This is a genomic window from Ignavibacteriota bacterium, from assembly GCA_016218045.1.
Classification (GTDB): domain Bacteria; phylum Bacteroidota; class Ignavibacteria; order SZUA-365; family SZUA-365; genus JACRFB01.
The window spans coordinates 62869-87627 of sequence record JACRFB010000046.1 but is presented as its reverse complement, the minus strand read 5'-3'; the positions used below and the strand labels follow the sequence as shown (position 1 = coordinate 87627).

17 protein-coding genes are annotated in these 24759 nt (G+C 62.3%); 6 read left to right on the top strand and 11 right to left on the bottom strand.

Going from position 1 to position 24759, the window contains the following annotated elements; genetic code table 11:
- Nucleotides 1–8 precede the first annotated feature (8 nt).
- From HY962_12665 to HY962_12630, 8 genes are all read right to left on the bottom strand, one after another.
- Complete coding sequence (locus HY962_12665) at nucleotides 9–686, bottom strand: ribulose-phosphate 3-epimerase (GenBank protein MBI5647774.1); 678 nt, start codon at nucleotides 684–686, stop codon at nucleotides 9–11.
- Nucleotides 683–1087, bottom strand: coding sequence for a hypothetical protein (locus HY962_12660; protein MBI5647773.1), 405 nt, complete (start codon nucleotides 1085–1087; stop codon nucleotides 683–685). The genes HY962_12665 and HY962_12660 overlap by 4 nt, the downstream gene beginning before the upstream one ends.
- Nucleotides 1087–2250 carry a glycosyltransferase family 9 protein gene (locus HY962_12655; protein ID MBI5647772.1) on the bottom strand — a complete coding sequence of 388 codons (1164 nt, stop codon included), beginning with the start codon at nucleotides 2248–2250 and terminating at the stop codon, nucleotides 1087–1089. The genes HY962_12660 and HY962_12655 overlap by 1 nt, the downstream gene beginning before the upstream one ends.
- A 94-nt stretch (nucleotides 2251–2344) precedes the next feature.
- The gene (locus HY962_12650; protein MBI5647771.1) at nucleotides 2345–3307 is read right to left on the bottom strand and encodes a hypothetical protein; all 963 of its coding nucleotides are present in this window, start codon (nucleotides 3305–3307) and stop codon (nucleotides 2345–2347) included.
- 109 nt (nucleotides 3308–3416) lie between these two features.
- Entirely contained in the window at nucleotides 3417–4193 is a 777-nt protein-coding gene (locus HY962_12645) for a DUF4249 family protein (GenBank protein MBI5647770.1), read from the bottom strand.
- 3 nt (nucleotides 4194–4196) lie between these two features.
- Nucleotides 4197–6422, bottom strand: coding sequence for a TonB-dependent receptor (locus HY962_12640; GenBank protein MBI5647769.1), 2226 nt, complete (start codon nucleotides 6420–6422; stop codon nucleotides 4197–4199).
- A 248-nt stretch (nucleotides 6423–6670) separates the two neighbouring features.
- Entirely contained in the window at nucleotides 6671–8524 is a 1854-nt protein-coding gene (locus HY962_12635) for an exo-alpha-sialidase (protein ID MBI5647768.1), read from the bottom strand.
- Between the two features lie 203 nt (nucleotides 8525–8727).
- Nucleotides 8728–9414, bottom strand: coding sequence for a hypothetical protein (locus tag HY962_12630; protein MBI5647767.1), 687 nt, complete (start codon nucleotides 9412–9414; stop codon nucleotides 8728–8730).
- 226 nt (nucleotides 9415–9640) lie between these two features.
- Here HY962_12630 and typA point away from each other — a divergent pair, with 226 nt between their 5' ends.
- Entirely contained in the window at nucleotides 9641–11476 is a 1836-nt protein-coding gene (typA, locus tag HY962_12625) for a translational GTPase TypA (GenBank protein MBI5647766.1), read from the top strand.
- Nucleotides 11477–11503: 27 nt separating this feature from the next.
- Here typA and HY962_12620 read toward each other — a convergent pair whose 3' ends face one another.
- A complete protein-coding gene (locus tag HY962_12620) occupies nucleotides 11504–12442 on the bottom strand; it encodes an SWIM zinc finger family protein (protein MBI5647765.1) in 939 nt (312 codons plus the stop codon).
- A 2-nt stretch (nucleotides 12443–12444) separates the two neighbouring features.
- The gene (locus HY962_12615; protein ID MBI5647764.1) at nucleotides 12445–15534 is read right to left on the bottom strand and encodes a DEAD/DEAH box helicase; all 3090 of its coding nucleotides are present in this window, start codon (nucleotides 15532–15534) and stop codon (nucleotides 12445–12447) included.
- A gap of 585 nt (nucleotides 15535–16119) precedes the next feature.
- On the opposite strand from HY962_12615, the gene HY962_12610 reads away from it, so the two are divergent.
- The 5 genes from HY962_12610 to HY962_12590 all read left to right on the top strand — a co-directional run bounded on the left by HY962_12610 (nucleotide 16120) and on the right by HY962_12590 (nucleotide 21779).
- Nucleotides 16120–17409, top strand: coding sequence for a SpoIIE family protein phosphatase (locus HY962_12610; protein ID MBI5647763.1), 1290 nt, complete (start codon nucleotides 16120–16122; stop codon nucleotides 17407–17409).
- 43 nt (nucleotides 17410–17452) lie between these two features.
- Nucleotides 17453–19858, top strand: a complete 2406-nt coding sequence (locus tag HY962_12605; GenBank protein MBI5647762.1) for a protein kinase — start codon at nucleotides 17453–17455, stop codon at nucleotides 19856–19858.
- A gap of 117 nt (nucleotides 19859–19975) precedes the next feature.
- Nucleotides 19976–20287 (top strand): hypothetical protein, encoded by a 312-nt coding sequence (locus tag HY962_12600; protein MBI5647761.1) that lies wholly within the window; start codon nucleotides 19976–19978, stop codon nucleotides 20285–20287.
- 54 nt (nucleotides 20288–20341) lie between these two features.
- The gene (locus HY962_12595) at nucleotides 20342–20743 is read left to right on the top strand and encodes a hypothetical protein (GenBank protein ID MBI5647760.1); all 402 of its coding nucleotides are present in this window, start codon (nucleotides 20342–20344) and stop codon (nucleotides 20741–20743) included.
- An 82-nt stretch (nucleotides 20744–20825) separates the two neighbouring features.
- Entirely contained in the window at nucleotides 20826–21779 is a 954-nt protein-coding gene (locus HY962_12590) for a hypothetical protein (GenBank protein ID MBI5647759.1), read from the top strand.
- Between the two features lie 72 nt (nucleotides 21780–21851).
- On the opposite strand, the gene HY962_12585 is transcribed toward HY962_12590, so the two are convergent.
- Nucleotides 21852–24665, bottom strand: a complete 2814-nt coding sequence (locus HY962_12585) for a glycoside hydrolase (protein MBI5647758.1) — start codon at nucleotides 24663–24665, stop codon at nucleotides 21852–21854.
- Nucleotides 24666–24759 lie beyond the last annotated feature (94 nt).

The window sequence follows — 24759 nt, the reverse complement described above, 5'->3', positions numbered from 1 at the left end:
TGTGTCGCTCAGGATCCGCTGCGCAGGCGGCTGATGTAGCCCGTGTAGTCGCCGGAGCGGAACAGCGCCGAGCCCGACACAAGCACGTCCGCTCCCGCGGCAAGCAACGCTCCCGCGTTGTCGGCGGTCACGCCGCCATCAACTTCGATAAGCAGATGGGGCACGCCCTCCTCGGCAGCCATGGCGCGCACGGCGGACACGCGGTCGAGAGCCCGGGGAATAAAGGCCTGTCCGCCGAAGCCGGGATTGACCGACATGATGAGAACGAGGTCGAGGTCCGCGATGATGTCGCGCAGCACTGTCACAGGTGTGGCGGGATTGATGCTGACGCCCGCCAGCATGCCAAGAGCGCGGATCGCCTGCACGGTGCGGTGCAGATGCGGCGAGGCCTCCCAATGGACGGTGCAGATGTCTGTACCGGCGTCGCGGAACGACTCGAGGTAGCGCTCGGGTTCGACGATCATGAGATGCACGTCGAGCGGCGCGGTGGAACAGCCGCGCACGGCGTCGACCACGACGGGGCCGATGGTGATGTTCGGCACAAAACGGCCGTCCATCACGTCGAGATGCAGCAGATCCGCACCGGCATCCTCCACTGCGCGCACTTCCTCGCCGATACGCGCGAAGTCGCAGGAGAGGAAGGACGGCGCGATGAGCGGGCGGTGGGGCGGCAACGGACGGTTCATTTTTCCTCCACGCGCGAGAACGCGTAATCGGATTCGGCTTTGCGCAGGCGCTTCGCGAGATCCGCCACAAAGGTCATGTGATAGTCGCTTCCGCGCACGAGCGAAAACGACACGAGCTGCAGGTGTTCGTCGCGCATCGCGAGCATGTACTCGTTCGTGTACTCGCCGAGTTCATCCACCGCGGGCAGCGTCGTGATGCGCACCGTGTCGCGATCCACGCTGAAGCGGCCGGGCAGACCGCCCTCCACGCCTTCCATGCCCATCATCACGGTGCTGTCGGCCTTGAAGGTGAGCGTTTCGCCGTTGGGATTTTTCCAGAGGCCCTGGACGTCGGGACTTTGGGAACACGACACACAGAACAGAAGTGGGAGAAGCAGGACGGAGAGGAGGAGATGGCGCATCAGTGAATTTCCTTTTTCCGCGTGTCGGCGAAAGCGCGCACATCACGCGCGATCGTGTCGAGATCGATACGCTCGATACATTCGAGATTGTGGGGACAGGTCTGCTTCCAGCACGGAGAACAGGCGAGGTCGGACTGGAAGTATTTTGCGCCGCGGCCGTAGAGATCGATTTCCGTCCAGCAGCTCAGGCCAAACCACGCGAAGACGTGTTTCCGCAGGGCGATGGCAAGGTGCATGCCGAAGCTGTCGCCCGATATCACGGCATCGGCGAGATTCGCGTAGCAGATGCCGCGGCGCAGACCCTCGTCGGTGGGTGTGCTGTAGAGTTCGATGCTGCGCGCGCGTGCACCCTCGGCGATCTCCGCATTCCTCGCCGTGTCCTCGCGCCCGCCGAGCAGCATCAGCGCGATGTCGTCTCTTCCCGACAGCAGTTCGAGGAGTCGCAGATGCTGCGCCACCGTCATCTTTTTGTTCGGATACAATTCCGAACACCCTGTGTTGAAGGCCACAACGGTGCGCGATGCGAGTCCCCACTCCGCGCGCTTCCGCGCGCAGAAGTCCTGATCTTCGGCGCTGAGTTCGAGCACGTACTCGTCGCGCGCGTAGTCGAGGAGCCAGGTTTCGGCCAGGATGTCCTGTCCCGTTCTCTGGTTCACCCGGAATTTCATGTGATCGTCGAGGCCGAGGTGATAGTTGTACGCGGCTTCCGGATTGGCCGGCACCACCTGTCCTCTGCGCGAGAGCATAAAGCCGCGCGGTTCGTCGGCGTTGAGCTGCGAGACAAAAGCGCACGCGTGCTGCGACTTGTCGGCGTTGAGCACGAGGTCAAAATCCTGGGCCGAAAGAACAAGGCGATTGTCATCGTTCCACGCGTACACGCGGTCGAGGTAGGGATTGCCCGCGAGCAGGGGCACGGCGCTCGGATGTGTGAGCCACACGAGAAAACTCGACGGAAAGGCGCGTTTGATCGCGGGGAGCTGCGCCGTCGTCATGAGCACGTCGCCCATCGCATCGAGGTTGACGATCAGGATGCGTATCCCCATCGGATTGTCGTTGCGGCACTGAATGGTGCAATCCTCGCCGGGCCGGCACGGTTTGTAGCCGGTGAAAGTGCGGCAGTCGCGGCCTTCGATTCCTGGTACTCTTGGGATAATTACTGACATGGCTCGTCCGAGTTCACAAACATACGATCAGAGGTCCTGTGGTCAAAGTCACCGCGGCCCTCCGTCCCGACCTATTTCCCTCTTGCTCCCTGCGTCACTCCATCGCCCGGTACGTCGCCGCGTAGGTCAGCCCACGATAATCGAAGTAGCTGAAGAATTCCTCGGCATTAAAAAACAGTGCCGAGGGCGTCTCGGAAAGCACATCGGTGACGATGCAGAAAATAGTGCGCAGGTCGTCTTCGAGCTGCATGAGTTCGCGCTCGTCGAGGATAAACGAGGGCGGATCGTCGATGCTGCCCTTGCAGATCAGCGGGTAGTCCTCGCCGTCGCGTGTGAAGACGATGTCGAAACCCGACTCCTCGCCCGGCAGTATGCTGCTGCGTGTGTATCCGTCCTGTTCCATTGCGTGGGTGGCTACGGTGCGCGCTGCCGTGTCGAGCCGTTCGCGCAGTTCGGGATTCTCGTAGCGATTGCGAATGTCGCGCAGCTCGTCGTCGGTCACCGTGCTTGTATCGTCGATGATGCCGCCTTCCATGTCGAACTCGTCGTCGAGCGGACCGTCCTCCGTGTCCATCGCCGCGTCGAACGGCATGGCAAGATCCGCGTCGATACGCGCCGCTGTGGCTTCATCGATCTCCTTGAGTCCGCGCAGCGAGGCGCGGTCCACCACGCCGCGCACGATCTCCACCTGGCCGGTTCCGCGCACATCGTCGACAAAGCGCCACAGGCGCACTGTCTCGTTGGGAATGTCGCGTGTAAAGAACTGGGGAGTCGCCGTGCCATCGGCCGCCACGATGTGTTCCGGCGCGGCCCACGCGCGATTCTTGAAGCGATGATAGGCCTCTTCCTGCGTGAGTATTTCGCCGACGGTCATACGCCCGACAAGTACCACGCTGCCGTCCAGCACATTGACGATGTAGAGCAGGTCGCCCGGCTGCACTCCCGCGCGTAAAAAACCACGTCCCGCCGTGTATATCAGCGGCTTACCGCTGTGCCCCTGCGTGTGTGCGTCGTCGCAGGCGGCGTTGGACCAGTACTGCATAAAATATCGTGGCATCGTTCTCTCCGAGTGAATAAATGCAAGATACACGCTGCGACTGTTTGAAGCGACTCACGCCGTCCCGCCCCTCTCGCTGTGGAGAATCGCAGAGCGGGTCACTGTGTGCTTACATCACAACAACCGTGTCGCGCCGTGTTGTTGCGTAGAAGAAACCGATTCCATCCCCGCGGACGTTGAAGCGCGGATTTTTTCCTGCGGCGGGAAAGAACCAATCACCACCACCGGAATACTCGCTCGCGAGCGTGTAATCCTCTCTCGCCTTCGACCACACTTCCGTCCACAGGATGAGGCTGTCCTGTTGTGCTGAAGACACACGAACGGTGAAATAGTACATACCTCCCACGGCGTGTTCCGGCCACGAGCTTGCGCTGACACCCTCTCCCGAGAATGTCTGATATCCTTGTATGACGCGACCGATGTCTGGAAACGCACGAAGGCCGATAACACGATGCCAGCCGAGCTGCGGGATATACTGCCGTTCCGTCATTGTGTCGACAACAGTGAGGAGTGGAATGTGCTGCTGCGCCGTCGCGGTTTTTCCTTTCCATGACACCGTGAGTGTCACAGTTTTTCCGACAAGACCGGAATCTGCTGTCCTGTATATGCCTGTGTTGGGTATCACGTGTGGAATGCGTGTGCTGCTCTCCGTGCTGTATGTCACAACCGCATCGGTGACCCATGCTTTTTCCAGCGAATAGGTTTCACCGGGTGGGAGTGTCCGGGACACTTCGCATGATATCGTCGTGAATCTTCCGCTCGTCTTCATGGAACAGTGCACAACGAGGAGTTCCTTGTACTCATGAAAGGTCACATCGTTGACGTCCGTTTCGCATCCACTCATAAGCAGAATACACGACAGCAGAGCAAAGATGAAGGATCTCATAGTTTAGAACTCGAAGCTGATGCCGAGCGTGGGGAGTATGGGAAACAGTGTCTGCTGCTTCACCCGTGTGGTGATGCTGCCGTCACCGTTGTACTCGCGTTCGATGCTCTGCGAGAAAGGATTCATGCGGTTATACGCGTTGTACACATTAAAGCTCGCCTTCCAGTTCCAGCCGAGCCAGGTGAAGACATGGGAGAAATTCAGGTCGAGGCGGTGGTACGCAGGGAGACGGTAGCCGTTCCTCGATGAATACAGGAACCGCACATAATCATAACTGCCGAGCGAGTATATCGCCACCGGGAAGGTAAACGCCTGCCCCGTGCCGTACACCCAGGTGGCCGTGAATTCCCAACTCTCGGCGAGGCGGTAATTCGCGACAACGGAGATGTCGTGCCTGCGGTCGTAGCGCGGCGGGAAGGGCTCGCCGTCGTTGAGGTCGGGAAATGTGCGTTCGGTCCATGCCAGTGTGTATCCGATCCACCCCGTGAGGTCGCCTAGCTTTTTCTGCACGAAGAGTTCCATGCCGTAGGCCTCGCCCGATCCGGCTGTCAGTTCGTCCTCGATGGGTGCCAGCAGCGAGAAGCGCGCGTCGTCACGGAATTCGAGCAGGTTGTCCATGCTCTTGTAGTAGAGTTCGATCGACACATCGAACATGCCCCCGTACACGGGACGAGCGGCGCCAAGCACATACTGCATGCCCCAGGCGGGACGAATGCTGTGCGTGGTCGGGAACCACATGTCGGTGGGCAGCGCGAGGTCGTTGCGCGAGACAAGGTGCAGGAACTGATTCGCGCCCATCACCGCGGCGCTGAGTCGTGTGCCGTCTCCCTCGAAGGCGTACTCGAGCGAAAGACGCGGCTCGGCGCGCACAACCCCGTCGCGGTCGAAATAAAAAAGCCGCGCGCCGAGATCGCCGCGCAACGCGGGTGTGAGTGTCCATGTGTCCTGCGCGTACAGCGAGAGTTCGGTGCCGACACGTCTCGGGAGCCGGTCGCCAAGGCGCGTGAAATCGTCGAACACAGTTGTGGCCTCCGACGTGAAGGCGTGGCGTGTCGCCTCGATTCCGGCCTTGAACACATGCGCGCCGCCGGGCGTCCATTCGGCTTCGCCGCGCAGGGCCATGTCGAGTATGCCCGACACGGCCTTGAATGGTTCCTCTTCTCCTTCACGGACTTCAGTGGAGAAACGGTAATCGCTCACAACGGCCGACACGTCGGTGAAGAGTGTGTTCGACACAAGGTGCGTCCACCGCAGGTTGCCCGCGCTGTTGCCCCAGGACGATTCGAAGTCCTCGTCGGATCCACCGCCCAGCACATCGCGCCCGAAGAAGCCCGAGAAGTACACGCGATCGCGCTCGCCGAGCCGCACGTTGGTCTTTGCGAGAAGATCGTAGAAATAATACGGGAGCGCCTCATTCGACATCAGCCCCACGAGCGCGTCGAGATACACGCGTCGACCCGACACCATCCATGTCGCGTCGGCGCCGGCCGGACCCTCGAGTGTGAGGCGCGCGTCGATCATGCTCACGCCGCCCGCGCCGCGGAATCGCTCCTGCGAACCTTCGCGCATGGTCACGTCCACCACCGACGAGAGGCGGCCGCCGTACTCCGCGGGGAGCGCGCCCTTTATGAGACGCACGTGATTCACCGCGTCGGCGTTGAAGGTGGAGAGGAAACCCGCGAGGTGCGAGGGATTGTAGAGGATCATGCGGTCGAGCAACACGAGGTTCTGGTCGGGACTGCCTCCGCGCACATACAGGCCGCTCGAGATCTCCGACACGGCCTTCACGCCGGGCAGCAATTGCAGCGCGCGGAACACGTCGGCCTCGCCTCCTAGGGACGGCAGACGGAGAATCTGCGCCACCGGCATGTCGATGGCGCTCGCGGGCGCATCGGCCGCGCCGCGCCGCTCGGCTTCCACGAGCACTTCCTTCTGCTGCACCGCGGCGCTCTCGAGCTCGATGCGCAGGCGCGGCGCGGCATCGGCGGCGCCGATGTGTACGGGCACGAGACGCGTGGTGTAACCGATCGCGCTAACACGCAGCACGTACGAGCCCGTGTCGAGTCCGGCCACGGAGAAATGTCCGTAACGGTTCGTCGCCGCGCCGAGCCTCGTGCCCTGTACAAGCACGTTCGCGCCCACGATCACCTCGCCCGTGCCCTTCTCCTGCACCGTGCCCGACACACTGCCCTGCGCCGTGGCGCGCGCGCAGACACACGTCAACAACATCGCGACCCACACGGCACAGCATTGCATCGCACGCAAAACAACTTTGCACCTCACCATACGCTGGCACACATCCAGACAGCTATTCATTCAGACCACAACACGGTGCATATGACAGAGGGGCCTCGAAAAGCATTTCCACGGAACACACGGAAAATCACAGAACATAGGTTTTTCCTTTACGCCTTTACCTCTTTACCCCTTTACGCCTTTACCTCTTTACCCCTTTACGCCTTTACCTCTTTACCCCTTTACGTCTTTACGATCCCCCGCACCGCCACTCCAAAGCGTGTACGCACAAGAAGCCGGTACGAACCCGGTGCAAGCGAGGAGACATCGAGGGAGATGGTGTGTGTGCCGGCGTCATACGCGGCATCGGTGATGACGCGGAGTTCGCGTCCGAGCAGATCGGTGAGTACGAGCCGCACGGGTGTGGATTCAGCGAGACGCAGTGCAACACTGCCGTTCCGCAGCAGCGGATGCGGCGCGGGATCGCCTAGCGCGAAGCGGTCGGTGACGGACGTAATGCGCTGCACATGTGTGGCGGCGTTCATCGGGATGAACGACACAAGCACATCGAGATTACCATCGCCCGCGCGGCCGTCGGCCCAGACAGGTATGACAAAGTCGTTGGTCATCAACACCTGGTTGTACTCGCCCACGGCAAAGCCGCCGTTGGCGGAACCGGCGCGTGTGAAATCCATGGGCAGGTCGGCCGCGGGGCGGTTCGGCGCAAAGGTCAGTCCGCCGTCGGTGGACGCAGCGTAATAGTACCGGCCCGCCTTGTTCAGCGGATCTTCGCGCCGGTCGTACCAGGTTACGGCAAGGATGCCCGCGTCGTTGACGGCCAGACTCGGATGGAACTGGTCCACCGCCACGCCGCGCGGATCGTCGTTAACGACACGCGGCGCGCTCCAGCTTGCGCCGTTGTCGGTGGAGCGCGAGAGATAGATGTCGAGTCCGTCGGCACCTTTTGCCGTGATGCCGTTGCCCGCCCACACCGCGTAGAGGAAACCGCTGCGGACGCCGTTCGAACGATCGATCACAAGATGCGGGCAGGGATAGATACGCGAATCCTGGAAGCCTGGCACCGTGCCCGTGCGGTCGTTAAGCGAGAAGCGCGGCATGTTCACGTCGCTGATCTTCACCGGCTCCGTGAAACTCTGTGCACCGTCGGTCGACAGCGCGTGATACATCGCAAAGGTGCTGCTGTCCTGCGACGCAAAGTAGGTGACATGCACGCCGCCCGACGCGTCGATGCCGATGCTCGGGAACTGTGTAAACTTGTACCCCTGCTGCGACACTCGCACCGATGTCTGAATAAAGGCCGCGGAGTCCGCGGGCTTGCGGCGCACAGCCACTTTTACTCCGCCCGCATCGGGGTGGAACATCGCGGCGTACAGTGTGTTGCGATACGGAGAATTTGTGCGGTCGACCGCGAGCCACTGCTTGTCGAAGGCCTCCACTCCTCCCCCGCTGCCGTTCAACAGGCCGCTGCCGATCATGTCGTTCGCCGCGCGCTGCCAGGTGGCGCCGCCGTCGTCGGACCATGCCCAGAACATCGCCATCACGAGACGGGAAAAGTTCTGCATGTATACATTGATCCACGAGAAGTACAGCCGTCCGTTCGCGTCGGCGGCAAAAACGGGATCGCCTCCGCCGAGCACCACCGCCCCCGTCTCACGCGGGAGATTCTTGAAGGCACTCTTATTCCACGTGACGCCAAAGTCCTTCGAGTAATACACGGGACACAGAAGAACCTCCTGCTGATTCCTGTTGTTCAAACGCATCGCCGAGACGACGATGTTCGCCGGGTCCGTGGGATTGATCAACGCGTGCACTTCCGATTCGGGAAGCGGATCCGCGCTCACCTTCGAATCGGCCGCGGCGGCCGCGGCACGTTGCAACGCGCCGTCCGACGCGGGCGCGAAACGCTTCTCCACCATCAACCTCTGCACCTCTTCGTACGGCAATTTGAGTTTTTCGAGAAACACCTCGCGCACGACGGGCACACCGGCATCTTGTGCAACAAGACCGAACGTCGCGCTCACAAACATCATCAGAAAAAGACCCGAACAACAGGTGACATAGCGGTGTGATTGCATGGCTCCTATCCTGCATCGTCCAAAAAGCGGTGTCCTTAATCTACGGAACCGCACATTCATACGCGCACCCTTTCTCTTCCCCCTTCCCTCGTCCCTCTTCCCCGTTCCATCGTCCCTCTTCCCCCTTCGCCATTAATCGGAAAGGAGAAACAGAACGAGGAAAGTTCCGTTTCTCCTTTCCAGGAGTTCGCGACGACAACGCGTCAGAAGTTTTTGCTTTTCAGCAGCACACTGGTTTCAACACGCATGGTCACACCGCCGATGCTCGTGTCGGAGAGGCCCGACATCTTCACGGGACCCACACCCTTTGCGACCCAGATCTGCAGTTCCGAAGATGCACCCGTTGCGGGATCGGTGCTGCTGCTGCGCATACGCACGCAGTTCGAGAAGGTGCCGGCGGGTGTGCTCACGGTTTCGTTCACCGCCATGATCGTGTAGCGGCCGTCGTTGCTGTTGTTCGATGACCATGTCGTGCCCACCGCGATGGGGGCCTTGATCATGATGTCGATGTCGGCTCCGGTGCCGAGCGAGTGGTAGTTCAGCACGACGGCATCACTGAGATAGGCCCAGAAATAACTCGTGTCCGGTTCATTGTCGCTGATCTCGATCGACCTGTAGGGAATGACCTGTTTCCCGTCGGCCGTTGTCGCCGTGCCGCCCAACGATTTCATGACCGTGACAAGCGGCGTTTCACCCACCACCACGCCGCTGCTGGTGACCTTCACCGAACCCTCGAGTGTCAGAGTGTTGTTTGCGCCCGTCGGCGGCCAGTACTCCGATGCCTTGCTCTGCGAGGCTGGCGGTGTGACGGGGGAATCGTCCTTGCTGCACGCGGAGATGAACAGCGCGGCCGAAATGAAAACCACGGAGAGAGACACGATGCGTTTCATGATAAAACCCTGGAATGTGGAAATGTGACACAAAGATACTGCGCGGCGAGCTCCGACCGGCGTGTGTGTCGTTTCCGCCATCATACGGGACGCAAGACGTCCGGTTTCACGCGGGTTCGGGCGGCCCGTCGATTTTTCCCGCGGCGCTGCGGAGAAGCACCGCGGTTGTTGCCCACGGAATTTCTTCCGATATTGAAAGTTTGTATTGAATTGCACACAGGACCCCATGAAACACGCACAGAGAAATTCCGCCATCCGCAACATTGCCATCATCGCCCACGTCGATCACGGCAAAACGACACTTGTCGACCACATGTTCCGCCTGAGCGGCACGTTCCGCGCGAATCAGGAGGTGGCCGACCGGGTGATGGACAGCATGGATCTCGAGCGCGAGCGCGGCATCACCATCTCGGCGAAGAACTGCTCGGTGCAGTGGCACGGCGTGAAGATCAACATCCTCGACACGCCCGGGCACGCCGACTTCGGCGGAGAGGTGGAGCGCGCGCTCGTGATGGTGGACGGCGCGATACTGCTGGTGGATGCGTCCGAGGGTCCGCTGCCGCAGACCCGTTTCGTGTTGAAAAAGGCGCTCGAGGCGCACAAGCGCATCATCGTCGTGGTGAACAAGATCGACCGCAAGGATGCGCGTCCCGAGGAAGTGCTGCAGTTGATCTACGACCTCTTCATCGATCTCGATGCCGACGACCAGCAGATCGACTTCCCCGTGTTGTACGCCATCGGAAAAATGGGCATCGCGCAACGCAATCTCGAGGAGCAGGGCACGGATCTCGCGCCCCTCTTCGAAACCATCATTGAGGAGATTCCCGCGCCCGCCTACGATCCTCAAGAGCCCTTCCAGTTGCTCGTATCGGATCTCGACTATTCCGACTACGTGGGCCGGCTCGCGATCGGCCGCGTCTTTCACGGATCGGTGAAACAGAACGACGCGCTGGCGTGTATCGGCGAAGACGGCCAGCCGAAACCGCTGCGCGTCTCCAAGATACAGGTGTACGACGGCATCGGCCTCGCGGAAACCGACGACGTCACGCCGGGCGACATCGCGATTCTCGCGGGCATCGAGGACGTGCACATCGGCGACACCATCTGCGCCCTCGACGCGCCGAAGGCGCTGCCGCGCATCACCGTCGACGAACCCACGATCTCGATGCACTTCGCGATCAACTCCTCGCCCTTTGCGGGGCTCGAGGGCAAGTTCGTGCAGTCCGCCAAACTCCGTGAGCGCCTTGTGCGCGAGACGCTGCAGAACGTGGCCCTGGTGGTGGAGGACGGCGAGACGCCCGACGCCTTTGTTGTGAAGGGCCGCGGAGAATTCCAGATGGCCATCCTCATCGAAACGCTGCGCCGCGAGGGCTACGAACTGAGCGTCGGCCGGCCGCGCGTGATCTACAAGCAGAAGGACGGCCAGATCCTCGAGCCCATCGAGCACCTCTTCATCAACTGCGACGAGGCGTTCACCGGCATTGTCACCGAAAAACTGTCGCAGCGCAAGGGACGCATGCTCAACCTCGTGAACCACGGCACCGGACGCGTGCGGCTCGAGTTCTCGATACCGTCGCGCGGACTGATCGGCTACCGCACGGAATTTCTGACCGACACCAAGGGCACGGGCATCATGAACTCGTACCTGCAGGGGTACGAGCCGCATCGCGGTGAATTCCCCACGCGCTCCACGGGCTCCATCGTGTCCGACAGGCGCGGTGACGCAACCGGGTACGCGCTCTACAATCTCGAGCCCCGCGGCATCATCTTCATCGAGCCGGGTTCACCCGTGTACGAGGGCATGATCGTGGGCGAGCACAACCGCGACAGCGACATCGACGTCAATGCGTGCAAGCCGAAAAAGCTGACGAACATGCGCGCCTCGACGAAGGACGACGCCATCGCACTCACGCCGGTGATCCCCATGACACTCGAACGCGCGATCGAATTCATCCGCGACGACGAAATGGTGGAGGTGACGCCGAAGTCCATACGCCTGCGCAAGATCATCCTGCCCGCGCTCGACAGGCATCGCCTGCGCGGAGACCTGATCGCGTCCTAGGCCGCCCCGACACCGGGGCGGAGGAGATCAGCCGAGTTCGGTGTTCTCCTCACCGTCGCCGGCATCGTCGTCTTCATCGTCGTCGTCCTTCAGATCACGCGCGGCCTCCCCGCGTTCGATGATGGAGATGGCGTAATCCGAGGCGTTGCGATACAGCGCTTCCATCGCGGCGAGGAAGGGATTGTCGGAACGCCAGAACGGCAGATTGCCGAGGCGCTTGGGGATTGCCGCATGCAGGGCGGGCGGCGACGGATTCGGCACGGCAAGCGTGTCGTCGTCGGACGGCGTGGTCCAGAAATCCTCGGGGCGCGCGGGCAGGGGCGCGGCTGCCGCGTCGGGCACAAAGCGCGCGCGCTGATCCGGCGGACCGCTGCCGCGCAGCCGGTCGAGCAGTTCTGTGCGATCCATGCCGCGCAGGCGGAAGAGCAGGAAGGGATCAGTGTCAAAGGCGCCCGCGAGAAGGTAATACACTGCCGCGATGTGTTTGCACGGATTCGACCAGTCGGGGCATGAACACTTTGTGTCGAGGTCCTGATGCCTGCGCGGAAAGAGGGCCAGACCGGCGGAGCGGAACAGCGCCTCCATGTCTTCGGGCATGTCATTGGCGAGAAGCCGCGCGGCGAAGAGCGGTTTCTCGGTGAGGGCGAGCACGATCTTGTGCCACTGCTGCGGTGTAAACGCCGCGAGACGGATCGTGACCGTGTACGCGTTGGAACGCGAGCCCTGCACGCGGGCGCGCACCTCGCCTTTTTCCACGGTGAGACTCACCACCTGCCCGAGCCGCGCGTACGATTTCCCTCGCGCGAGACGCGCGCCGATGCTGAAACTTTCGAGTGTCTCGATCCAGCGCCGCCCCCACCAGGTGCTCGCAAAAGCGCCGTTGGATTCCTGCGCCTTGATGCCGCCGCGCACACGGCGCGGCAGCGGATTGTGGCGGTGTTCGTCGTTGGGTCTGCGTCGCTGCATCCTCAATCCCCCACCGCGTCGCCGCCCAGTTGCAGCAGCGCGCGCAATTCATCGTCCGACAGTTCGGTCAGCCACTGTTCGCCTGCTCCCACCACCTGCTCGGTGATGCCCACCTTGCGCTCGATGAGGGCGTCGATACGCTCCTCGAGCGTGCCCGCCACGATGTATTTGTGCACCTGCACGTCGCGGGTCTGACCGATGCGGAAGGCGCGGTCGGTGGCCTGATTCTCGACAGCGGGATTCCACCAGCGGTCGAAGTGTATCACATGTGTGGCGCGCGTCAGGTTGAGGCCGAGTCCGCCCGCCTTCAGCGAGAGCACAAACACCTTCGGCGCATCCTGATCCTCCTGGAAGCGTGCGACCATCGCGTCGCGTTTCGCCTTCGGCACCGCGCCGTGCAGGAACAGCGGCTCTTCACCGAACTGCTCCTCGATGTGCTTCTGCAACAGACCGCCCATTTCCGCGAACTGCGTGAACACCAGAGTGTGTTCGTTGAGCTCGCGCACTTCGGCCAGCATTTCCGTGAGGCGCGCGAGTTTGCCGGAACGCCCGTCGAGCGCGGACGCGTCTCCGAGAAAATGCGCCGGATGGTTGCACACCTGCTTGAGTTTCGTGAGCGCCGCGAGCACGTATCCGCGCCGCTGTATGCCCTTCGACGCGCCGAGCCGCTCGTCCATTTCATCGAGCACCGCCTGATACAGTCCCGCCTGCTCGCGTGTGAGCGTGCAGTACACCTTCATCTCCATCTTCTCGGGAAGATCCGCGATGATGCTGCGGTCGGTTTTCAGACGGCGGAGCAGGAACGGACCGGTGACGCGCTTCAGACGCGTGGCGGCGTCGGGATCGCGCCAACGCTGAATGGGACGCTGATACGTTTCGATGAAGGATCCCTGCGAGCCGAGCAGACCGGGATTGAGCACATCCATGATGGCCCACAGATCGCCCACATGATTTTCGACGGGCGTGCCCGTGAGGGCGATGCGGTAATCGGCGCTGATCGTGCGCGCGGCGCGATGCTGCAGTGTGCGCGGATTCTTTATGTTCTGCGCCTCGTCGAGGACGAGTCCGGCCCAGGAAATCTTCGACAGGATCTCGACATCGCGCTGCAGCAGTCCGTAGCTCGACACCACCATCGCGTGTTTCGCCGCGGCCTTGAGGAAGGCCTGCGACCGTTCGCGGTCGGGCCCGTGATGTATCATCACCGGCAGGTCGGGCGTGAACTTCTCGGCCTCCTTCTGCCAGTTGCTGACTACGGAGGTGGGACACACGAGCAATACCGGACGTTTCTCTCCTTTTTCCCTCTCCCTCTGCACGAGCGCCAGGGTCTGCACGGTTTTGCCGAGGCCCATGTCGTCGGCGAGGCAGGCGCCGAGGCCCCAGCGACGCAGGAAGGCGAGCCAGGAGAAACCGCGCTGCTGGTACGGGCGGAGCAGGCCGTGCATGCCGGGCGGCTGTTCGAGCAGCGTGAACTCCGCGCGTCCCGTCATCGCCGCGAGCAGATCCTTCATCCAGCCGTCCGACACCACGCCGTCGACCTGCAGTCCGTGATGTTTCGCCTCGGCGCCGAGCGCCAGACGGAGCACCTCGCGTCCCGACAGCGAGCTGGTGGGTTGTTCGAGCATGCGCAATGCGGCGCGGAGCTGTTCGGGATTGATCTCGACCCAGGTGCCGCGCAGCTTGACGAGCGGGGCCTTCATCGATGCGAGGGCGCGCATTTCGCGCTCCTCGAGCACGTCACCGCCAAGCGAGAGCGCGAGCTTGCAGTCGAAGAGCGCGTCAAGCGAGAGTCCGCCCTTGGCGCGTCCCGACGGACTCGATGCCTGCACACTGATACGCAGCGATTGTTCCGTACCGGCGCCCGTCCACCATTCGGGCAGCGTCACCGAGAACCCCGCCTCGCGCAGCGACTGCGCCTCCTCGCGCATGAAGGCGAGCGCGCTTCCCGTGTCGAGCGAGAAGCCCGAAGGATTGCGGCTCTTGAGACTCGCGGCGACGGAGGGGCTCAATCCCGCCGCCTGGCCGAGGGAAAACAGAATAAATTCGGTCACGGCGCCGCCAAGTTCCTTCAGGCGCGCATCACGCACGCGACCCGACCAGCAATCCGCGACAGGGATGAGATTCTCGGGATCCTGTTTGAGCTGCAGAAGATATTCGACATTCCACCCGAAGGCGTGCGCGTCGGCGCTCGAGGGTTCACTGAGCCGGAGGCAGAAGCGCAGCGGCGATTTGGTGAGCAGCTCCACTGGACGCTGCCACTGCGCGATCTGCGAGGCGAAGGACGCGAGTTCGTCGTTGCTGGCCCAGCGCACCTGCGCGTTGCGCGCGATGAGCGCGGTCAGCCACGCGTCGTGCAGGCTCACGGGATCGCGTCTCCCGCGACGCGTGCGTTTGTCGATGATGCGCAACGGTGCGTTGCCGTCGCGGCACAGCGTGTCGACCCACTGCGCGTGCAGGCGGGCGACAAGATGTGACGCCGATATCTCGGGCGGCGCCTCCTGCGGATCCGTGATGCAGCGGCACACGGGCGGCATGGTGGATGCGATCGCTGCGCGGGCCTCCTCCATTTCGTCGTCGGGGATCGGCGACCAGCGCGCCTCCCAGCGGTCGTTCTGCATGACAAGTCCCGGCAGAACACGTTCCCGCACCACGGTTTCGATCGATAGACGCAGCAGCGCATCTACCCAGAGCAGGCCCTCATCGGGCACGATACCCGTGCCGACGAAGGAATCTCCCGCGAGGTTTTCCACCAGCGTGAGAAGCTCGGGCAGTGTGAGCACGCGCGAGGTGACGCGCCATGGCCGCAGCTCCGGCGGGCGCTGCGGCGCGGGATTCTTCCCAAGCACCGGCGTGGAGTGGTACGGCAGATTCCCGTCCGTCGGGAGCCACGCCACTGTCTGTGTCACGTTGCCCTTGCCGGTTTCGAGTCCGGGAGCCACGCGGCGCAACATGTCGCGCAGACCGTAGAAGCCCGGATCGAAGGGGTATTGACCACGGCCACGGCGGTGTTGGTCGTGCCGGAAAATCGGCCGGCCGCCCCGCTCGGCCCATACAACGGGCGAGCCGTTGTGGAACGAGAGATGCAGCGCAATCATCCGTTGAATCCGGAACCGTGCATAACGTCGGTAAGCTGAAGGTGTGCAATGGAAGCGACGCCATACCCGCGGTTGGAGGCCTCTGCTTCATAGTTGTCTCGCGTGCCGGCTTCAGAGCCGGTCGCGCGTCCGCTATGGACAATTGCAGTTGCCTGCATCCTCCGTCAAGCACCGATTCTCGCGTCGATTGTTCCCGCGGAGACCGGCCGGCGTGAGCGGCGAGGTTGTACCGATTCCCGAACACGGGATCCCTGCCGCAACGGATGCGATCTGCAGCGCGCGGAGCCGGGTCCGCGCTAGTCCATAGAACAAGATCGCAAACTTCGGGGCGTGATGCAAACGACAGTGTGAGAATATCGGAGAAGAATATCTTGCGCTTGTTTTTCCATCGCCTGATTGCTATCATGCGTCACATTGGCTGTACATTCACATCCCACGCATCAGGCGACATAGCCCGGCAGTACCGGCCCGTCGCCGATACGTTACAAGCACCTCGCTTCCCATCGCTCCGCGATGCGGAATGCCGCAATAGACGCCGTCCAAGATGCCACATTCACCCATCAACCGCGGAGTTATCGGGAGACGATGAGCGACGCATCGCGTCACCTTCAGCATTTGGAAAGGGAAATCGCGGACTTGCGTCAGACCGTCGAGGAGCTCGTGTTCCTGAACGGACTGGCGGAGCAGATCGGCGGTGTGCAATCATCGGCCGAGATCATACAGATCATCGTGCATCGTTCGGTGCGGCGTCTCACGGCGGAGCAGGGCGTGATATCATTGCTCGAGAAGGAGCAGTCGGATCCGCTGAAGACCCTGGTGCGCAGCGTGAACAAGTCCGCGCCGCAGTCGCCGTATCACGTGCAGCAGGCGCTGCTGGGGTGGATGCTCAACGCGCTTCAACCGCTGCGCATCGACGATCCGCGGAACGACCCGCGATTCACCGGCGTGGTGTGGGACGAGCACCTGCGTTCGCTGCTCGCCGTCCCCCTGCTTGTGAAGGGCCGGCTGATCGGCATTCTTGCACTGTACAACAAGAAGGACGGTCCGTTCAACGACGACGACCAGCGGCTGCTCGCGATAGTCGGGATGCAGTCGGCGCAGGTGATAGAGAACGCGCGGCTCAGCGAGGAGGAGGCCTCCTTCGCCGCACTCGAGGCCGAGATGCGTGTCGCCGCGGGAATACAGCGCAGTCTCATGCCCGCGACGGCCCCGGTCGTGGATTCGTACGACATCGGCGGCGTGTATGTGCCCGCGCGTATCATAGGCGGCGATTACTTCGATTACATTCCCCTGGACGACGGCCGCTGGGCCATCGCGATAGGCGACGTATCCGGCAAGGGTGTACCGGCCGCGCTCTTCATGTCGGTGTGCCGCACGCTGCTGCGTGCCTCCATGGCGGCGAACAGCGATCCGGCCGCATGTCTGCGGTCGTTCAACGACACGCTGTGCATCGAGGAACATGGTTCGTTGTTTATCACCATGCTGCTCGGAGTGCTCGATCCCGCGGAACACACGTTCACCTATGCGAGCGGAGGACACGACAGTCCGCTCCTGCTCTCCGCGGATGGAGGCGCGATGCTGCTTCCCAAACCCGACGGCATGCTGCTCGGCGTGTTCCCGCACGTGGAATTTTCGACACACACGGTGCGGGTCGCACCAGGCGACGCGCTTGTGTGTTACACCGACGGAGTGACGGAAGTTGTGGACAGCGGGCAGCGCATGTTCGGTGTCGAGGGAATGATGGACGCGCTTCCGCACCTCCGCACGCACGGAGCGCGCGCCCTGCTCGATGCGCTGACATCACGCATCGACACATTTGCGGATCCTATTTCTTCACGCGACGACCTGACCGCCGTTGTGATACAGCGCGTATAATCTCAGCACCGCCCGCATCACTTTTTCATCCATCGCAGCCACCATGGACACGACCCAGCATCACTCCGGCATCATCGCCGCCCGGTACCGCATCATCGAAAAACTCGGCGAAGGCGGCATGGGAGTGGTGTACAAGGCCGAGGATGTCACGCTGGGCCGGCCGGTTGCTCTCAAGTTTCTTCACCGCGAGCTGTCCGCCGACACACGCGCGCGCGCACGTTTCCTGACAGAGGCGCGGACCGCGTCCACACTCGAGCACCCCAACATCTGCAGCGTGCATGAAATCGGAGAGACGGACGACGGCAGTCTCTTCATTGCGATGGGATACCTCGAGGGCGAATCGCTGCGCAATACGCTCCAGCGCGGCCCGCTTGAGCACGAGCGCGCGATGGAGATTATGCGGCAGCTCGCACGAGCGCTGCGCACCGCCCACCTCCATGGGATCGTGCATGGCGACATCAAGCCCGACAACATCTTTCTGCTGCCCGACGGCAGCGTGAAGGTGCTGGACTTCGGACTCGCGCGCTTCATGCACATGAGGGAAACGCTCGAGGGCCAGACGGCGGGCACACTCGCGTACATGGCTCCGGAAGTTCTGCGGAACGAGGAAGCGGACGGGCGCGCCGACATCTGGTCCATCGGCGTGGTGTTGTATGAAATGCTCGCCGGGGCGTTGCCTTTCCCCGGACGTTTCCCAGCGGCGATGAGTTATTCCATCCTGAACGAGCCGCATCCCGATCCGCGTACATTGAGCCCGAGAATCCGCGAGGAGATCTGCGCCCTCATCGATCTCTGCCTCCGCAAACGCCCCGAGGATCGCCCCGAGGATCTCACCGATCCGATTCGCGGGGTCGAGGAGACGCGCAGCACAGCGCCTCCGGCGCGGCCGCAACGCCGACGCCGCATCATCGCGGCAGGCGCCCTCGTGCTGCTCGCAGTCGCGGCCGCGTATTTCTACTGGCGGCCCGGTATGCCGCCGGAGGGCTCGGGTGAACTGCATATAGCGGTACTCCCCTTCACAGTCATCTCGCCGCTCGGTGATGACTCCGCTCTTGCAGGGACGGTCCAATACATCCTCGCGGATGCCCTGACCGGCACGCCGGGCATCACAATCGAGGATCCCCTGAGTCTCAATACGACACTCGGCGCAGTGGGAGCATCCAGCAGCGTGGATCTGCACAGCAAGGCCACACAGACGCTGCTCGCCGGACGTGGCATCACGCACCTCATCACAGGTTCGATACAGCGGCGGGACAGCCAGTATACTATGCAATGCAGTCTCGTGGACCGCAACGGCGCCGTGCTGCATGCGGTACCCCGCGCAAACGTAAAAGGCGAGGATGCTCTGTATGATCCTCTGAGGAAATATGCGGGGGCGATTGTCGACTACCTTGCGCTGAACGAAAAGCTCAAGGCCGATTCGAGTTTTGCCGCGTGGATCAGCATGCGAGGCAAACGTCCGATGGCCGCCTTGAAGGCGTTCCTGTCCGCGCGTGAGGTGATCTATCGCGGTGAGGCCGCGGGCGAGCAGCTCGAAGAGGCACTTGCGAACGATTCGACGTTCATCGCTGCGCGCATCTGGTACATTTCACATCTGCATGGCACACCCAACGTGAAAGAGATGCAGCGTCAGTATGACATTCTGCTGAGGCAACGAGGAGATGCCAATCCCTTCGAACATGTCATGATCCGCTACATCGGCGCCGTGCTGCGTGGCGACCAGCCCGAACAGTTGCGTTCACTGCAGCTTGCACTGCAGATTTCACCAGGCAATTTTATTCTCTTGCTGAATCTTGCCGAGCTGCGTTTCGAAACCGGGGATTACGGCGGGGCGCTCGAGGATGTCATGCCGAGTGTGCGCGCGCGATGGGCATACGCCCCGGTGTACCAGACCGCGGCTGCATGCCTGATGAACCTCGGAAAGGAGAAGGAGGCGCACGCGCTGCTGCGGGAGACGTGGTCGCTCGCAAAGACATATCATCTTTCGTGGGCGATGCGGGCCGCCCTGTATCGGCGCGAGCGTCAGCTCGACTCAGCCGCCGAGTTTGAAAAGCGCGGCATCGACATCTGTCTCGAACGCGGCTACGCCGAGGATTTTGGTTGTATTATCGCGGCACGGCTGTATTTGGCGATCGGGGATGTCGCCGATGCCGTGGTACTCGCTCGTCGGGCCGTCACCGTCGCGCCGGATTACTGGTGGCATCGAATGATTCTGGGGGAAGCACTGATGAAGCTCGGGAACACCGCGGAGGCACAGAAGGAACTTGAAAAAGCCGCGCATCTGGCGCCGAACGCCCCGCGTGTGCAGTTGCTTCTCGCCGAGCTGCACAAGAGTGCCGGTCGGGTCGAACTGGCCGAAGTCCACTACCGTCGTTTCTTCGATCTCGATTCTCTGAGTTTTGCAGCAGTGGAGCTTGCTCATCGCAGATATGTCAATTCTGATCGATGAGAAATCCGAATGCACAGGCAGTATTGCGGACACACTCATACACAGCACATCTGAAACCCACCATTCCACACCGCGGCTTGCTGCGTGTCCTGCGGCCGCACTAACTCAGGAGGTCCGATGGATCCGATGCAGTTGCTTTTCCAAAGGTGTTACAGTGATCCGACGTTCATCGACCAGATGTACGTGAATCTGGGCGGGAACTTGGAGCCGTTTCTGAACGGCGAGGGTATACCAATAACCCAGCCGCAGGTTGGCGAACTTGAACAATTTCTCTCCGCACAGGATCCGTTTCAGAGGGCGGGCTTGCGCTTTATGTTCCGGGCAAACTGTCTGAACCAGATCGGTGTGAACAATGTGTATCTCAGCGGAACACTTCCTCCGCCTTGGAGTCAGACAGAGGCCTTCACCGCCTGGGTCGACACACTCTGACACAACGGTCGGATCTCACTCACGCACACATCACAGCTACTCGAGGATACTGCCATGCCTCAGAAAAAACCCAGCTCACCGTGGGGTTCGGATGCGATATCACGGATCCTTGCGAAGTGTTTCGAGGATCCAACGTTCTTCGAACGCCTGTTGAAGAGCGTTCCTTCCGCTGTGAAAAAAGAGAAAATGACCTTCACACCAGATGAACTCGCGGTTGTCAGCGCCGAAGTTGCGGGCCTTGGCGATGAGGGCATCAGCACCATGCGCTTCATGTTTTCGCTGACGAAACTCAGCAAGAACCTGCTGGCAGGGATAGGGGTCAAGGGGCCGATTCCACCTTGGAGCCAGCCCGACACTCTGAAGAAATGGATGCGTGGACTCGGTGATGCGCACCCGCCGCGCCCGGGATTGCCGAAGGGTCCCAATCCCCCGACGAAACCACCTAAAACACCGTGAGTGATCACGCGGGCTCTCGCGTGAACCACCTACCCTCAACTGGAACCCGGCGGCGGCACACCCGCCGCCGGACTTTTTCCTCATGAATCTTATCGATCGCTGTTACCACGCCCTGCGCGGACCCTTCGCGGGGATCGCCACATCCCTGCGTAATGTCATCAAGGCATTGGAACCTGAATTCGGCGGTTCCCTGCACGATGCCGCCACGCAGTCCGGCCGTCCCTACTGGCTTTCAATCCCACTGCTCGCCCAACAGGCGTGGACAAAGGGACGTGCCGACCGGAAACGCGCCACGGTGGATGAAGCGCTCTGGGGACAGTTCTGTCTTTTTATGGCGTTCCGCATGCAGGACGACGTGTACGACGCGCAGGCGACGAGTCCAGGTCTCGTCTTCGCCGCAAACCACTTCCTCATGGAAGCGCAGCGGGCATATCAATCCGTATTCCCGTCGAATGACGCTGTCTGGGACACGTATCGGACCGCGATCACGGGCACTTCGGCGGCGCTTCTCACGGCCACCGCGTTGCAGCGCAGCGCGCACTTCCGTCCGCGCGCACTCTGCGATGCGTATGAGCGCATCGACGGCGTGCTGCGCATCGGCATCCACGCGACCTGCGCCATACACCGGCAGCGCGGCACCGCGGAACTTCTCGACGGCGTCGCCCGGCACCTCGCCGTCGCCCTGCACATCGACGACGATATCACTGACATTGCGGAGGACGCCGCCCTCGGCCGTTGGAATTACGCGGCTCGTGTCGCGCTGGGCGACACGGCTCGTGGGAGCGATACAGGCGGCAGCGGTCGCTTCGAACTGTTGGCGCGTGTCGGTCACGCGCTGCTCACGACCGATGCGCACGACCGCATTCTGCGCACGGCATTACGCCGCGTCGCCACCGCGCACCGCACGGCGCTCGCCGGCTCAGTGCCCGGACTTGCGCAGCTCGTGCACGGGTATGCGCAGCAGCTTGAACACCGCCGGCAGTTCTTCCTCGCCGAGCGCGCGCGGCATCTCGGCACGAATCACGCGGTGCCCTGAGCGCCGGCCGAATTCCTCATTGTTACCACCGAGTGACGGCCGCGCATGAGGCGCGTCACAACGGCACCGTGATCAGCGCAGCAGCAGCGCGCGCACAACACGCGTCGAGGTGCCCGCATCGATGCGCAGCGTGTACACGCCGGGTGCAACTCGTACGGTATTCCACCGCACCTGATGCGTGCCGGGACGCTGCACGCCGCAGTGCATTCGCGAGACACGGCGTCCAAGCGCGTCAAAGACGGTGACAAACACCTCGGCTTCGTGACGCAACGCAATGTGCAGCAGTCCCCCATCGCGGGATGGTGATGGTGCAAGCCATGCGTCGAATGCCTGCACGGGAGCATCACCTTCAAGGCCGGTCCCGCCGCCGCCGGTTTTGTAGAGATATGTCTGCATCCGCCCCGCAGGCAGGGTGTCCTGAAGCACATCGCGCTCCGGCAGCGTGTCGGTCGGCGTCTCGATGTGTGTGGATCGTGCAATACGCGAGAGCATCGACCGCGTGCTTCGGAGGTTCAGCGGCATCGTCGATGACGAATAATTCCAGACACGCAACGCCACTTCGCCCGGACCCTCATCCTCCGCAGGTTTGACCGACCAGACAAACGGTAAAGCGGGGGAAGTCTCAAACAATGAATCACGGTAGGCCGGAAGTGTCCGGCCGTTTTCGAGCCGCCGTACCACGAGTGGATTCTGATGCGCAAGCGCAAAACGCATGGCCGAGTCAATGCTCTGCCGCCTGTGCGGCAGCAGAGAGAAACGCTGCGTGATGGCGTCGTCGAGGTCCTGCGTCGGGATGCCGAGATGTGTGCCGTCCACCTGTCCGCCCGCGAGCACACGGATATCAGCCGACACAGTGTCGAGCGCGGACGCGGTGCTCCCGCCCACACGCATGAACGCACAGTCGGCATTCGACAGCGTGATTCCCGCGTCGGACCCCGCGACGTCGACGAAATGATTCAGCGTGAGCCAGTCGGTGCGCGCATTCTTGCGGGCGTAATGACCAGTGGGTTCATAGGCCGCGCGCAGCACCGCGCCGATCTCCTCATGCCGGATAATCGGATCCGCAATGTCGAATGGGAAGCGCCACGTTTCGACCTTGTCGATGCCTTGTTCGAGCACCGTGTGTATATCAACGCGCGACGAAGCCCGATACAATGTGATACGTGTTCGGCGCGGGACGGGGGATGAGACGACTGCGAGCACCGTGGCCGAGACGGGTCCGCTGTTCTCGAGTGTAAGACGGCCGGATGCGGGTCCCAAATCGTTCGCCGCCGCGCCCTGCTCAACATACTCGCGGCCGCCGTTGCCCAGGTCCGCGAGACTGCGAATGGCGCCGCGGTCCTCGAGCAGCAGACGCACATGATCATTCTCGAAAACGTGATCCGTGAAACGAGCAACTGACGGGAAAGAGAGACCTTGCCCCGAGCGTATTTCGTACACACGGTACCCGAAGGCGGGCACCGCGCGCGCCTCGATGCGCAGGTACGATGCTCCGCCGATATCCAAAATTTGTGAGGGAACTTCCACTGCGGTCTCAACGTCCACGACATGTACGGGTCCGGCGCCCGCGAAGGCGACGTCGGCCGCCTCGGTGCGCGGCCACCCGAGGGAGTTCCACACGAAAAAGCGCTGCGTTCCCGGGGCGGCGGTGATAAGACGCGCGAGCGCCGCGGCCGCCGAATCGTGCAGGGATTCGGAGTACGCCGCGATGTCGTCCGCGATGCGCCGCTGCCAGTCGGCGCGCACCTGTCGTGAGAAGCGTCCGTCGGCGGTCCAGTCGTGCTCCCAGTACAGCCCATACCCGCGCAACGCCTTTTCGCGCGCGACTGCGAGCGCGGCGGTGGGCTGAGCGTGCGGCAGGACCATCACGGCCATCGATTCGGCCGCGCGCAGTTTTTCGGCCGCGCGGCGGACGCGTGCGCTGGTCTCGGGCATCGAGGCGCTGAGCAATTCCCACTCATTGCCGTAACTGCGCCGCACCTCGGGCAACGACGGACCGTAGACCGCGCGAAAGTTCTCGAAAAAATCCTCCTCGTTCGACACAACGACATCGCGTCCCGATGACCGCGCCGTATGCGCCGCACGGATGAAGCTGTTTGTCATCGTGGTATAGTCGTCCCACCCAGCGCCGAACAAGCCGGCGACACTGTACGGATACTGCGGCGTGTTGCACATCGCCATTCCGACATCGACAGCAGCGGCCGGATCGCGCGCCTCGGCGTAGCCACCGACGTTTGCGTTGCCGAACGGCATCGACTGCCACTTCATGAGAATACGCCTGCCGTCGAGACCGGTGTACCAATAGATCTCGTGCTCGCGGTCGCCGGCTTCAGGCACACGCGTCGCGCAGCCGCAGATGCCGCGCCAACTGAACTCGGCGCCCGCTCCCGCCCACAGCGACGCGAGGCCCAGCGGCAGCGTCTGATTTTCCATTGCGACAGCCAGACGGAAGCGCAGCCCGTGTTCGCGCTCGACCGTGCCCGGCCAGTACATGCCGCGCAGCACGGCCTCGGCGGGCATGCCTCCGTAACACGAGACGAGCGCGTTGAGCGGCACCGAGATGTGTCCCGAGCGTATACGCCCAAGCAGCCGCGCATACTCGGCCGTGCTCTTGTTCTCCTTGTACTCCCACAGCCACATCCACCCGTCGCAGTTCCACCGGCTGTGCAGCGCGGCCTCCGAACTCTCCGTGGAATCTGCCAGGCGCAGATAATAATCCAGTGTGCGGATGAACCCGTCGCGGTATTGTGTATCGTCGGCCGTCCAGAAATAGTCCGTGTGATCGTCGGGCGCGATGTACACACGCGGCTGCTGCGCGGTGGATACCTGCACGGCGACCACTGCCGAAAGGAGTGGCAGTAAACGGCTGATGCGGACCATATACATGCGGCTGACCGTTGTGATAGAAATACTCGTACGTGTGACGAAAATACGCAGCGATCCCATGCGGCACACGCGGAAGTGCCGTGTTCCGTATTTT